Source organism: Pseudomonas sp. GW821-FHT12A04, assembly GCF_058807755.1.
This window is the reverse complement of the sequence record NZ_JBXAQZ010000003.1, coordinates 274,382-287,486: the sequence shown is the minus strand read 5'-3', so window position 1 is coordinate 287,486 and position 13,105 is coordinate 274,382. Positions and strand designations below refer to the sequence as shown.

10 protein-coding genes are annotated in these 13,105 nt (G+C 62.1%); all 10 read left to right on the top strand.

All coding sequences use genetic code 11. The features are described 5' to 3' along the window. Positions 1-120: 120 nt before the first annotated feature. Positions 121-768, top strand: coding sequence for a TetR family transcriptional regulator C-terminal domain-containing protein (locus AC1RS8_RS06700; RefSeq protein WP_090455090.1), 648 nt, complete (start codon positions 121-123; stop codon positions 766-768). Between the two features lie 92 nt (positions 769-860). Continuing rightward, complete coding sequence (locus tag AC1RS8_RS06695; RefSeq protein WP_057714926.1) at positions 861-1,577, top strand: response regulator; 717 nt, start codon at positions 861-863, stop codon at positions 1,575-1,577. A 5-nt stretch (positions 1,578-1,582) separates the two neighbouring features. After that, on the top strand, positions 1,583-2,356 hold the full coding sequence (locus AC1RS8_RS06690; protein ID WP_090455092.1) for a substrate-binding periplasmic protein: 774 nt from the start codon (positions 1,583-1,585) through the stop codon (positions 2,354-2,356). Then, the gene (locus tag AC1RS8_RS06685) at positions 2,353-4,608 is read left to right on the top strand and encodes an ATP-binding protein (RefSeq protein WP_489340559.1); all 2,256 of its coding nucleotides are present in this window, start codon (positions 2,353-2,355) and stop codon (positions 4,606-4,608) included. The genes AC1RS8_RS06690 and AC1RS8_RS06685 overlap by 4 nt, the downstream gene beginning before the upstream one ends. A 208-nt stretch (positions 4,609-4,816) precedes the next feature. Further along, the gene (locus AC1RS8_RS06680; protein ID WP_489340560.1) at positions 4,817-6,241 is read left to right on the top strand and encodes an amino acid permease; all 1,425 of its coding nucleotides are present in this window, start codon (positions 4,817-4,819) and stop codon (positions 6,239-6,241) included. A 248-nt stretch (positions 6,242-6,489) separates the two neighbouring features. Further along, a complete protein-coding gene (locus AC1RS8_RS06675) occupies positions 6,490-6,975 on the top strand; it encodes a hypothetical protein (RefSeq protein ID WP_489340561.1) in 486 nt (161 codons plus the stop codon). Positions 6,976-7,359: 384 nt separating this feature from the next. Then, on the top strand, positions 7,360-8,151 hold the full coding sequence (locus tag AC1RS8_RS06670) for an enoyl-CoA hydratase/isomerase family protein (RefSeq protein WP_150813208.1): 792 nt from the start codon (positions 7,360-7,362) through the stop codon (positions 8,149-8,151). A 40-nt stretch (positions 8,152-8,191) separates the two neighbouring features. After that, on the top strand, positions 8,192-9,352 hold the full coding sequence (locus AC1RS8_RS06665) for an acyl-CoA dehydrogenase family protein (protein WP_057714920.1): 1,161 nt from the start codon (positions 8,192-8,194) through the stop codon (positions 9,350-9,352). Between the two features lie 18 nt (positions 9,353-9,370). Then, on the top strand, positions 9,371-11,470 hold the full coding sequence (locus AC1RS8_RS06660; protein ID WP_489340562.1) for an acetate--CoA ligase family protein: 2,100 nt from the start codon (positions 9,371-9,373) through the stop codon (positions 11,468-11,470). A gap of 10 nt (positions 11,471-11,480) precedes the next feature. Beyond that, positions 11,481-13,088 (top strand): 5-guanidino-2-oxopentanoate decarboxylase, encoded by a 1,608-nt coding sequence (locus AC1RS8_RS06655; RefSeq protein WP_489340620.1) that lies wholly within the window; start codon positions 11,481-11,483, stop codon positions 13,086-13,088. Positions 13,089-13,105: the final 17 nt, after the last annotated feature.

Here is a 13,105-nt window from a genome sequence, read left to right as displayed (position 1 = left end):
GCGCCACGGTCCCCCTGGCTTACACCCGACTAGAGAAACTGCCCGCTCTTGCTGTACATTCGTTCAGCCCGCCGCTACCCCGCGCGGGCCTAAACGATTGAACCAAGGAGCGTGTCGCCCATGAATCAGGAAGCCCGTTTTTCCCGCATGGAACCGGAGTTGCGCAAAGCCAACCTGATCGAGGCGACGCTGGTGTGCCTCAAGCGTCATGGCTTCCAGGGCGCGTCGATCCGCAAGATTTCCGCCGAGGCCGGGGTCTCGGTGGGGCTGATCAGCCATCACTATTCCGGCAAGGATGAACTGGTGGCCGAGGCTTACATGGCGATCACCGGGCGGGTCATGACCTTGCTGCGTGACGCCATGGAGCAAGCCGCGCCGAATGCCCGGGAACGCTTGTCGGCGTTTTTCCGCGGATCGTTCTCCGCCGAGCTGCTCGATCCGCAACTGATCGATGCGTGGCTGGCGTTCTGGGGCGCGGTGAAAACCGCCGAGGCCATCAACCAGGCCCACGATCATTCCTATGGCGAGTATCGCGGCATCCTGCGCAAGGTGCTGGCGGAACTGGCTCAGGAGGAGGGCTGGGAAAGCTTCGACGCCGACCTCGCCGCCATCAGCCTCAGCGCCTTGCTCGACGGCTTGTGGCTGGAGTCCGGGCTGAACCCCGGCACCTTCACCCCGGAGCAGGGCATCCAGATTTGCGAGGCCTGGGTCGATGGTTTGCAGGCCGGCGGACGACAGCGCTTCTGCGTGCAGACGAGCGACTGTTGATCAGTCGTTCAGCAATCGATACTCTCTGGCGCCGACGCAGGAAAACACTCTAATAAGAAACTGGCCTTCGGGCCTATGCCGGACACCAAGCGATGACTCCTCGGGTATTGATCGTCGATGACGATCCGCTGATTCGCGATCTGCTACACGCCTACCTGTCCCAGGAAGGTTACGACGTCCATTGCGCCGCCACGGCGGAACTGGCGGAAACCTTCCTCGCTAGCCAGACCGTCGACCTGGTGATGCTCGACATCCGTCTGCCGGGCAAGGACGGCCTGACCCTGACCCGCGAGTTGCGAGTACGTTCGGAGGTCGGGATCATCCTGATCACCGGGCGCAACGATGAAATCGACCGCATCGTCGGCCTCGAATGCGGCGCCGATGACTACGTGATCAAACCCCTCAATCCAAGGGAGCTGGTTTCCCGGGCGAAAAACCTGATTCGCCGGGTACGTCATGCGCAAACGCCAGCGCCCGCCATCGCGGCGGCAAAACCGGTCAAGCAGTTTGCCGACTGGGCGCTGGACACCGACCGCCGTCGCCTGATCGATCCGTCCGGCAGCGAAACCCTGCTGACCCACGGCGAATACCAGTTGCTCAGCGTGTTCCTGCGCAACAGCGGCCACACCCTCAGCCGCGATCAATTGATGGACCAGATCCGCAACCGCGAATGGGTGCCCAACGACCGCTCCATCGACGTGCTGGTCGGGCGCCTGCGCCGCAAGTTGCATGACGATCCGGCCGAACCCCAGTTGATCATCACCATTCACGGCGCCGGTTACCTGTTCACCGCCAGCGTGGCGGCCTGAAGCCGATGGCGCGATGGCTTTGCCTGCTGGCGATACTGGTGGCCGGCCATGCCGTCGCGGCGGACAAGGTTCGCTATTGCGATTACCCGGTGTACCCGCCGATCTCCTGGAGTGATGGCAAGCAGGTGCGTGGCCTGGCGCCCAGCGTGGTGAAGCACTTGTTCGGTCAACTGGGGTATGAAGTCGAGATGGTCGTGCTGGGCAACTGGAAACGCTGCCTGCTGGACGCCGCCGAAGGCCGGGTCGATGTGGTACTGGCCTACAGCACCGCGCAACGGGAGCAGAGCATGCTGTTCTCGACGGTGCCGGTATTGCGTGAAGAAGTGGCGTTGTTCGTCAACCGCCAGCATCCGGTGAAATTCGAACAACTGGACGACCTGGCCCGTTACCGCGGTGGCCTGTTGTTCGGTGAGAGCTACGGCGTGGAGTTCGATCGTATGGTCGCGCGCAACAACAATATCGAATGGGTTTCCGACAGCCACCAGAACTTCGGCAAGCTGATTCGCGGGCGCATCGACTTCATCACTCAGGAGCGGCGCACCGGCCAGCTGTACGTGGAAAACCTGCCCGGCGGCCAGGACATCGTCGCCTTGCCCAAGGCGTTGAACGTGGACTACCTGCGGGTTGCCGTGTCGCGGCGCTCGCCCTTGGCCACTCGCATGCCCGAGATCAATGCGCAGTTGCAGCGCATGGTCGATGCCGGTGACATCGAGCGCTGGCTCAACGAAAGCGAAGTGACCTACCGCGACATGATCAACCTGCCGGCGGATGCGCAATGATTCGCGCCCGTCCCGGTGGACTGTTGCGACGCCTGTTGCTGTTCATTCTGTTGTTCAGCCTGTGCTTCACCGTGCTCGCCAGCAGCGTGCAACTGTACATCGAGTATCGACGGGAAATGCGCGACATCGATTCGCGCATGGAACTGATCCGCGCCGGGTACCTGGCCAGCCTGGAACGTAGCCTCTGGGACTTGAACCAGGAGCAGTTGAATGTGCAGTTGCGCGGGTTGGTGGACTTCTCCGACGTCGCGCGGGTGCACTTGACCAGCGCCGATTTCGACCTGGTACAGGGCAATCCGGCCCCTGCGGGACCGCTGCGCATCGAGCGCTTTGCCCTGGACTATCAGCCGCCGTCCGGCCCTTTGCGCAACTTGGGTGAACTGGAAGTCAGCACCGATCTGGGGGCGGTGTACCAGCGACTCTACGCCACCGGTTTGACCAGCCTGTTGTGGATGGCGGTGTTTCTCTGCGGTCTGGCCGTTGCCCTGTCGGGCTTGTTTTATCGACTGGTGACCCGACACCTGAAAGTCATGGCCGAGTTTGCCCGGCGTATCGCCGCCGGTGAATGGCAGGAACCCTTGCACCTGGACAAGCGCCGCGGCAGTGACGAAATCGACACCGTGGCCCATGCGCTGGACGACATGCGCCGGGCGATCCTGCGGGACATCGAGCGCCGGGAAACCGATCGGCTGGCCTTGCAGGACAACCGTGACGAATTGCTGAAAATGGTCGAGCGCCGAACCGCCAGCCTGATGCGCGCCAAGGACGAAGCGGAAGCGGCCAACCTTGCCAAGTCGCGGTTCCTTGCGACCATGAGCCACGAACTGCGCACACCCCTCAATGGCATTCTCGGCATGGCCGAATTGCTGCGCGGTGCTCGGCTGGATGCCCAGGACGGCAAACGCCTGGATGCCTTGCACAAGGCCGGCGAAGGCTTGCTGACAATCCTCAACGAAGTGCTGTATTTCGCCAAGCTGGAGGAGGGTGTCAGCCATCCCGAACCGGTGGATTTCTCGCTGCGCCAGTTGCTCGACGAGGTACTGACTCTGTTGGAACCGCGAGCGCTGAACAACGACACAATCCTCAGTTGCCGCGTCGATCAGCGGATTGCCGAGCATCACCACGGCGCCGAGCAGTTCCTGCGCCAAGTGCTGAGCAACCTGCTGGCCAACGCGATCAAGTTCACCGAAGGCGGCGAAGTCAGCGTCGAGGTGGCGCTGCTCAGCGAAACCGGCGAACAGTTGGGACAGCGGCTGCGGGTCTGTGTCACGGACGACGGCATCGGCATTGCCCCGCAGATGCAGGAAAAGATTTTCGAGCGCTTCACCCAGGCCAGCGAAGAAGTCGCGCAACGTTTTGGGGGCACGGGGTTGGGGTTGGCGATCTGCAAACACCTGGTGGAGCAGATGGGGGGCTGCATCGGCGTGGACAGTGAAGAGGGGCGCGGCAGTTGCTTCTGGTTCGAGTTGTCCTTGCAGCCGGCCAGCGGCGTGGCTGAGGCCCCGCCGGTTCGGGCAGCGGGGCCGGCACTGAACATCCTGGTGGTCGAAGACGTGGCGCTCAACCGCGAAGTGGTCCAGGGCTTGCTGCAACGGGACGGCCACCGGGTGTGGCTCGCCGAAGAAGCGGATCAGGCGCTGCAACACTGCGCGGCGCAGGTGTTCGACCTGATACTGCTGGACGTGCATCTGCCGGGCATTAGTGGTGTCGAGCTATGCCGCCAGATCCGCCTCAGCGACGGGCCGAACCGCCATACCCGCATTTTCGCCCTGACCGCCAGCGTGCAACCGGCACTGGTGCGCGGTTATCTGGAGGCCGGCATGGACGGTGTCCTGGCCAAGCCCTTGAAACTGGAAAACCTGCGCCAGGTGCTGGAAGGGCATGTGCCTGTGGCCGAATCGCTGCTCAGCGATGAGGCAATGGACTGGCCGCTGTTACAGACCCATCGCAGCCTGCTCGGTGCGCAAAAGGTCCAGGGTCTGCTGGCGGTTCTGCGCGACTCGATCCTGCAGCACCGCGACGCGCTGAATGAAGCCATGGCCGCCGATGACTGCACAGAGGTCGCGCAACTGGCTCACCGCCTGGCCGGTAGCTGTGATTCCCTGGGTTTTCGGGGCTTGGCCAGCACGTTAAGGGCGCTGGAGACCTTGGCGCTGGCAAACGATGAATCGGCGATCCGCCGCATGAGCCTCACGCTCGATGAGCAATTGCAGCACTCGCTCGATACCCTCAAAGGCCTGTTGCAGAGCTGACGTACAAGTTTGTTACGACTTTGTACAACTTCGATCTTTACGGTCAACGCGAACTTACATGGCTTTCCAATAATCGACGCAACCGCCGCAGCGCGGTCTTCGAAGCTTATTGGAGATAATAATAATGAATTGCCGTAAAGCTGATCCGTCCCTGCGCCGTGACGTCCTGTCGCGCGCTGCGCACCTCTCTGACTGCTGAGGTGCCGACATGAACGAAAACACTGATCGCAGCACTGATCATAAAGGCATCCAGCTGACCCGGGCCCTCAAGAGCCGGCACATTTTCATGTTGTCGTTGGGCGGCGTCATCGGCACCGGGTTGTTCATGGGCTCTGGCGTGACCATCAACCAGGGCGGTCCGGTGGGGGCGATCCTGGCTTACCTGGTCGCGGGCTTCCTGATGTACCTGGTGATGGTCTGCCTGGGTGAGCTGTCGGTGCAGATGCCGGTGTCCGGTTCGTTCCAGACCCACGCCACAAAATACATCGGCCCGGCCACCGGGTTCATGGTCGGCTGGGTGTACTGGATGAGCTGGGCCACCACCGTGGGTCTGGAGTTCACCGCCGCCGGCATGCTGATGACCCGTTGGTTCCCGGAGGTGCCAATCTGGTACTGGTCGGCGCTGTTCGTGGTGGTGCTGTTCGGTATCAATGCCATGGCGACCCGCGCCTTTGGTGAAGCCGAATACTGGTTTTCGGGGATCAAGGTCGCGGCGATTCTCGGTTTTATCGTGGTCGGCGTGCTGGTGATCTTCGGCGTGATGCCCCTGAGCAGCGGCGCACCGGCGCCGATGGCGACCAACCTGATCGGCGATTCGTTGTTCCCCAACGGCCTGTCAGCCGTGTTCGCGGTGATGATGACCGTGGTCTACGCGTTCCAGGGTTGCGAGATCATGGGCGTGGCTGCCGGTGAAACCGATCAGCCGGAAAAGAGCATTCCCCGCGCCGTGCGTAACGTGGTGTTCCGTGTGCTGATCTTCTACGTGCTGGCGATCATCGTGCTGTCGGCCATCGTGCCGTGGCAGCAGGCGGGCCTGATGGAAAGCCCGTTCGTGCAGGTGTTCGACATGGTCGGCATTCCCTATGCGGCCGACCTGATGAACTTCGTGATCCTTACCGCGATCCTGTCGGTGGGCAACTCCGGCCTGTATGCCTCGACGCGCATCCTGTGGGCGATGTCGAAAACCGGCATGGCGCCCAAAAGCCTGTCGCCCTTGAGCAAGCGTGGCGTGCCCCTGCGCGCCTTGAGCATCACCCTGTGCTTCGCGCTGGTGTCGCTGATGACCAGCTTCGTCGCCGCCGACACCTTGTTCATGGTGCTGATGGCGGTGAGCGGCATGTCCGGCACCGTGACCTGGATTGTCATCGCGCTGGCGCAGTACAAGTTCCGCAAGGCGTATTTGCGTGACGGCGGCAAACTCAGCGACCTGAAATACCGCGCGCCGTGGTTCCCGGTGCTGCCGCTGATGTGCATCACATTGTGCTGCTCGCTGTTCGTGTTCCTGGCCCTGGATGAAACCCAGCGTCCGTCGCTGTATTGGGGCTTTGGATTCATTGCGCTGTGCTATGGCGCGTACTTCCTGATCCATCGCAAGCGTCAGGGGGTATTGGCGCCGAGCTTGCCGGCTGCATAACACCTCCAGATAACCACTTCCCCCTGTGGGAGCGAGCTTGCTAGCGATGGCGGCATCAGGTCCAACATCACTGTTGACTGGTCTACCGCTATCGCGAGCAAGCTCGCTCCCACAGTTGTTTCAAGCGATTAGCCGCTGGTCGCGACTGTCAGATCTGACAGTAGATTGCATCGGAACTCCACAGCCTAATGATGCGGAATTCGTCGGTCTGCCGTGCGAGATTAAAATCAACCAGGAAGGAGCACCCAATGGACAGCAATCGGATCAGGAACGGTGACTTTACCACCGGAAACTTCGAGCATTGGACGGTGAGCGAAAATGACGGAACAGCGAAAGTCGTGAGGGATGGAAGTGGCTACAGAGCCAGAGTCACTCTGGGTAAAGGAAAGCCGGTATTGCTCGAAACAGCGCGCTTCTCAATCAGGCGGCCGAAATTCAAGCTATCCCTTGAAGTGTCCCTGCCTGAACCCGGTGATGACGGCGCTACCACCACCTTGTATTGCACGCTCTCCGGATTCGAGCCTTCCCAACCGATGCCAATCATATTGCTCATACCCTTCACGTTATCCGGAACCAGCACAGTATTTGAATACATCGGCGATATGCGATCTAGTGTCACTGAAGTGCAATTGTCTATTGCACTTGCGCCTGTATCTCAACCAACAGCGTTGGGACCGATCTACCTCAACAACGTGAAGTACACAGTGGATCTTTCGGATAAATCGGTCGGTTAAAACAATTCCATAGTCAGTTCCGACAACATCACCCTCAAACCCGGTTACATCTCCTGTGGGAGCGAGCTTGCTCGCGATTGCGGTAAGTCAGTCAACTGTGATGTTGAATTTGACGCCGTCATCGCGAGCAAGCTCGCTCCCACATTGGTTTGTGGTGGGCAAAAGATCTGCGACTGACGTCCTGTCGCCAGTTGTTCGAAGTTGTAACAGTACCAACGGCTCACGCTCGCCAATCAACAAATAACTCAATAAAAACAATAATTTAACTATCTATTGAGCTTGTTACAGCCCATTTCCCCGCCGATTGCCGCCTTACTGAACACTCGTTTAGTATGGCCTCAAGTCGCATCACCTCAGACCCATTACAATAATTCGAGGATTCCCATGACCACTCAATCGTCGCTGCTCAGTCAGGTCGAAGCAGGCGTTGCCTGGATCACCCTCAATCGCACTGCCCAGCGCAATGCGCTGGACATTCCGACGCTGAAAAACCTGCACGGCTTGCTCGACGGTTTCAACGCCGATCCAGCGGTGCGCGTGGTGGTGCTCACCGGTAGCGGCCGCAGCTTCTGCGCTGGCGCGGACCTTGATGAATGGGCCGATGCCGAAGCCCGGGGTGCGTTGGAAACCTACGGCTGGACCGAAACCGCCCACGCCCTGATGACTCGCCTGCACAGCCTGGAAAAACCGACCATCGCCGCCATCAACGGCACCGCCGTCGGCGCCGGGATGGACCTGACCCTGTGCTGCGACCTGCGCATCGCCGGGCAATCGGCACGCTTCAAGGCCGGCTACACCAGCATGGCGTACTCGCCGGACGCCGGCGCCAGTTGGCACTTGCCGCGCCTGATCGGCAGCGAACAGGCCAAGCGTCTGCTGTTCCTGGACGAATTGTGGGGCGCCGACCGTGCCCTCGACGCCGGTCTGGTCGGCGATGTCTGTGCCGACGATCAACTGCTGACGGTCACCAGCGAACTGGCCGCACGCCTGGCCGCTGGCCCGACCTTTGCCTTCGCCCAGACGAAGAAACTCATGCGTGAAGGCGCCGAACGCAGCCTGGCCGAACAACTGCAAGCCGAACTCGCCGCCGGCCTGCTCTGCGGTCGCAGCGAAGACGGCAACGAAGCCCTGCGTGCCGCCATGGAAAAACGCCCGGCACGCTTCATCGGTCGTTGATTCCTCTCCATCTCCCAGAACACGAACAACAGGTAGCACCATGAATTTCCAACTGACCCAAGAACAAGAAATGTTGGTGGACTCGGTACGCAGCTTCGTCGAGAAGGAACTGCTGCCCTATGAAGAGCAAGTCGACCGCGCCGACGAGGTTTCCCCGGAACTGGCAGCGCAGATTCGCGGCAAGGCCATCGTGGCAGGTTTCTACGCCTTCAACATGCCCGAAGAAGTGGGTGGCGGTGGCCTGGACTACCTGTCCCAGGCGCTGATCGAGCGCGAGCTGTCCAAGGTGTCCTGGGCGCTGCACGTGTTTGTCGCACGGCCGTCGAAAATCCTCATGGCTTGCAAGGGCGAACAGATCAACGACTACCTGTTGCCGTGTATCCAGGGCGAAAAAATCGACTGCTTCGCCTTGACCGAACCGGGTGCCGGCTCCGATGCCAATGCGATCAAGACCCGCGCCGTGCGTGAAGGCGACGACTTCATTCTCAACGGCAGCAAGCACTTCATCAGCCACGCCGGCCACGCCGACTTCGCCATCGTCTTCGCCGTCACCGACACCTACGAACACAACGGCAAGAAGCGCAACGCCGTGACCTCGTTCCTGGTCGACCGCAACACCCCGGGCATGACCATCCGCCGTGGGCCGAAGTGCGTGAGCAACCGTGGTTATCACACCTTCGAAATGTTCTTCGACGACTGCCGCGTGCCGGCCAGCAAAGTGCTGGGCGAAGTCGGCAAGGGTTGGGACGTGGCCAACGCCTGGCTGACCGCCGGGCGCGTGATGGTCGCGGCCAACTGTGTCGGTCAGGCCCAGCGCGCACTGGACGTGTCCTTGCAATGGGCGGCGGACCGCAAGCAATTCGGCCAGCCGATCGGCACCTATCAAGGCGTGTCTTTCAAGCTGGCGGACATGGCCACGCAAATCCGCGCCGCGGAACTGCTGACCCTGCACACCGCCTGGAAAATGGACCAGGGCACCATGACCGATGGCGAGGCCGGCATGGCCAAGCTGTTCGCCAGTGAAGTGCTCGGCCGTACCGCCGACGAAGCGGTGCAGATCTTCGGCGGCATGGGCCTGATGGACGAAGGTCCGGTGGAGCGCATCTGGCGTAACGCGCGGATCGAACGGATCTGGGAAGGCACTTCGGAAATCCAGCGCCACATCATTTCCCGCGAGCTGCTGCGGCCGCTGCTGCGCTGATCGGCCCGGAGAACTCCCATGTCCCAAACCATTCGTGACAACCTCAAACGCATGCTCGCGCCGCAACACGTGGCGTTCGTCGGCGGCCGCAGCATGGCCCGCGCCCTCAAGCGCTGTGCCGAAGGCGGCTACCAAGGGCAAATGTGGCTGGTCAACCCGCAACACGACAGCCTCGAAGGCGTTCCTTGCGTGCGCAGCGTTGCCGAGCTGCCTTGCGGCCCGGACGCGGTATTCATCGCCACCAACCGTGAGTTGACCCTGACTTGCGTGGCCGAACTGGCCGCCATCGGCGCAGGCGGCGCGATCTGCTACGCCTCCGGCTTCGCCGAGACCGGTGCCGAAGGCCAGGCCCTGCAACAGCAACTGCTCAAGGCCGCTGGCGACATGGCCTTGCTCGGCCCCAACTGCTACGGCCTGCTCGACTACCTGCACAGCTCCGCTCTGTGGCCGGTGGCCCACGGCGGCAAGGCAGTCGAGAAGGGCGTGGCGGTGCTGACCCAGAGCGGCAACTTCGCCTACAACCTGTCCATGAGCGACCGCTCGCTGCCGGTGGCCTACATGGCCTCGGTGGGCAATCAGGCGCAACTGGGCGTGGCTGAACTGATGGACGTGTTGCTCGACGAACCTCGGGTCACCGCCATCGGCCTGCACCTGGAAGGCCTGAAGAATGTGCCGGGTTTTGCCCGCGCTGCGCACAAGGCACTGGAGAAGGGCATTCCGATCATCGCCCTGAAAACCGGCGTGTCGCAGATCGGTGCCGAACTGGCCTTGAGTCACACCAGCTCGCTGTCCGGCTCCGATGCGCTGTATGACGCGCTGTTCGACCGTCTCGGGGTGATTCGCGTCAGCGGCCCGGTGAGTTTTGTCGAAACCCTCAAAGCCGCGGCCTGCGGCAATCTGCCGGCGGGCAACAGCCTGATTGCGCTGGCCTGTTCCGGTGGCGACGCCGGGCTGATTGCCGACTACGCCGAACGCAACGGCCTGGGCCTGCCGAAACTCGATCAAGGGCAGGTCGGCGAACTCGCGCAAGTGCTGCCGACCTATGCCAACCTGGTCAACCCGCTGGATTTCACCACGGCGATCTGGGGCGACGGCGAAGCCTTGAACCGTATGCTCGACAGCGCGCTGCGCACTGAAGCCGACGCGGCGATGCTGGTGCTCGACTATCCGTCGGAGTTCACCGGCGAGCGCAAGGAATGCGACCTGCTGCTGGAGTTGTACTGCGCGGCACTGCAACGTCACGGCAAGACCGGCTTTGTCACCTCGGCCTTCCCTGAATTGCTGCCGGCCCATGCCCGTGAACGTCTGCACGCCCAAGGCGTCGCAGCCTTGCAGGGCGTTGAAGACGGGTTGGCCGCATGGGGCCGCATCGCCGGTTATCAGCGCAATCGCCATGCCTTGCTGGCTTTGGGGGAATCGGCGCTGGTGCCGTTGTGCCCGCAGGCGCTGGAAGGCGAGGGACGCGTGTTCAATGAATGGGATTCCAAACAGGCGTTAAAAGCCTTTGGCCTGCCGACGCCCAACGGCGTATTGAGCACGCCGGACAAGGCCCTGAAGGACGCAGAAACCCTGGGCTATCCGCTGGTACTCAAAGCGGTCAGCGCTCAACTGCCACACAAGACCGAGGCCGGTGCCGTGGCGCTGAACCTCAAGGACGGCGCGGTATTGAGCGCTGCACTGGAGAAGATGCGCGCCAGCATTGCTGCTTACGCCCCGGGCGTCGTGTTCGATCAGCTGTTGCTCGAACCCATGGCCAAGCCGCCACTGGCTGAGCTGATTGTCGGCATCAAGCGCGAAAACGATTTCGGCCTCGCCCTGGTGATCGGTGCCGGCGGCATTCTGGTGGAGTTGCTCAAGGACAGTCGCAGTCTGTTGCTGCCGACCACCGACGGCGCGATCCGCAATGCCTTGCTCAGTCTGCGCAGCGCACCGCTACTGCAAGGTTTCCGTGGTCGTGAGTCCGCAGATCTCGACGCCCTGGTGGCCGCAATTCGCGCCGTGGCTGATTACGCCTGTGAAAACGCCGCGCAGTTGCTGGAACTCGATGTGAACCCATTGTTGGTCAGTGCCCAAGGCACGACTGCGGTCGATGCGTTGATTCGCCTCGGCCACGAGTGAGGACATGAATATGCAAAGCAAAACATTGACCGGTGGCCAGGCCCTGGTGCGCCTGTTGGCCAACTACGGCGTCGATACCGTGTTCGGCATTCCCGGCGTACACACCCTGGAGCTGTATCGCGGCTTGCCCGGCAGCGGCATCCGTCATGTGCTGACTCGTCATGAGCAGGGCGCCAGTTTCATGGCCGACGGCTACGCCCGGGTCAGCGGCAAACCCGGCGTGTGCTTCGTCATCACCGGCCCCGGCGTGACCAACGCCGCCACCGGCATCGGCCAGGCCTACGCCGACTCGATTCCGATGCTGGTGATTTCCAGCGTCAACCACAGCGCCAGCCTGGGCAAGGGTTGGGGCAGTCTGCACGAGTGCCAGGACCAGCGCGCAATGACCGCGCCGATCACTGCGTTCTCGGCCGTGGCACTGACTGCCGAAGACCTGCCGGAACTGATCGCCCGTGCCTACGCGGTGTTCGACAGCGAGCGCCCGCGCCCGGTGCACATCTCGGTGCCGCTGGACGTGTTGTCGGCGCCGATTGCCCGTGACTGGAGCAATGAGGTGGTGCGTCGTCCGGGTCGTGGCCCGGCATCGACCACCGCAATTGATCAAGCCGTGGCGAAACTCAACGCTGCCAAGCGACCAATGATCATTGCCGGTGGTGGCGCCTTGAATGCCACCTCTGAGCTGCAAGAAATCAGCACCCGACTGGCCGCGCCACTGTTCACCAGCGTTGCCGGTAAAGGCCTGCTGCCGCCGGACGCGCCGCTCAACGCCGGCTCATCCCTGTGTGTGGAGCCGGGCTGGAACCTGATCGCCGAGGCTGACGTGGTGCTGGCAGTCGGCACCGAAATGGCCGACACCGACTTCTGGCGCGAACGCCTGCCACTCAATGGCGAACTGCTGCGGGTGGACATCGACCCACGCAAATTCAACGACTTCTACCCCTGCGCGGTGGCGTTGCATGGCGATGCGCAACAAACCCTCAGTGGCTTGCTTGAGCGCCTGCCAACCGACGTGCGCGAGGCCAGCGCTGCGATTGCCTCGGTCGCCGCACTGCGTAAAGCGGTCAAGGCCAGCCATGGCCCGTTGCAATCGATTCATCAGTCGATTCTGGATCGCATTGCAGCAGAGCTGCCGGAAAACGCTTTCATCAGCACCGACATGACCCAACTGGCCTACACCGGCAACTATGCCTTCGACAGCCTCGCCATTCGCAGTTGGTTGCACCCGACCGGCTACGGCACCTTGGGATACGGCCTGCCGGCCGGGATCGGCGCCAAATTCGGTGCGCCGCAGCGGCCTGGGCTGGTGCTGGTGGGCGACGGTGGTTTCCTCTACACCGCCCAGGAACTGGCCACCGCCGTGGAAGAACTGGACAGCCCGCTGGTGGTGCTGCTGTGGAACAACGATGCGCTGGGGCAGATCCGCGACGACATGCTCGGCCTGGACATCGAGCCCATCGGCGTCTTGCCGCGCAACCCGGATTTCGCCGCCCTTGCGCGTGCCTTCGGCTGCACCGTGACCCAGCCGCAGAGCCTCGCCGAGTTGCAGACCGACTTGCGCCATGGCTTCAAGCGCAACGGCGTGACCCTGATCGAACTCAAGCATGCCTGTGCGCATTGATCTGCATTTTAAGGGGA

Bases quoted from the DNA above. Each gene is read 5' to 3' on its own strand.
- AC1RS8_RS06700 (WP_090455090.1), top strand. From the start codon at position 121: ATGAATCAGGAAGCCCGTTTTTCCCGCATGGAACCGGAGTTGCGCAAA.
- AC1RS8_RS06695 (WP_057714926.1), top strand. From the start codon at position 861: ATGACTCCTCGGGTATTGATCGTCGATGACGATCCGCTGATTCGCGAT.
- AC1RS8_RS06690 (WP_090455092.1), top strand. From the start codon at position 1,583: ATGGCGCGATGGCTTTGCCTGCTGGCGATACTGGTGGCCGGCCATGCC.
- AC1RS8_RS06685 (WP_489340559.1), top strand. From the start codon at position 2,353: ATGATTCGCGCCCGTCCCGGTGGACTGTTGCGACGCCTGTTGCTGTTC.
- AC1RS8_RS06680 (WP_489340560.1), top strand. From the start codon at position 4,817: ATGAACGAAAACACTGATCGCAGCACTGATCATAAAGGCATCCAGCTG.
- AC1RS8_RS06675 (WP_489340561.1), top strand. From the start codon at position 6,490: ATGGACAGCAATCGGATCAGGAACGGTGACTTTACCACCGGAAACTTC.
- AC1RS8_RS06670 (WP_150813208.1), top strand. From the start codon at position 7,360: ATGACCACTCAATCGTCGCTGCTCAGTCAGGTCGAAGCAGGCGTTGCC.
- AC1RS8_RS06665 (WP_057714920.1), top strand. From the start codon at position 8,192: ATGAATTTCCAACTGACCCAAGAACAAGAAATGTTGGTGGACTCGGTA.
- AC1RS8_RS06660 (WP_489340562.1), top strand. From the start codon at position 9,371: ATGTCCCAAACCATTCGTGACAACCTCAAACGCATGCTCGCGCCGCAA.
- AC1RS8_RS06655 (WP_489340620.1), top strand. From the start codon at position 11,481: ATGCAAAGCAAAACATTGACCGGTGGCCAGGCCCTGGTGCGCCTGTTG.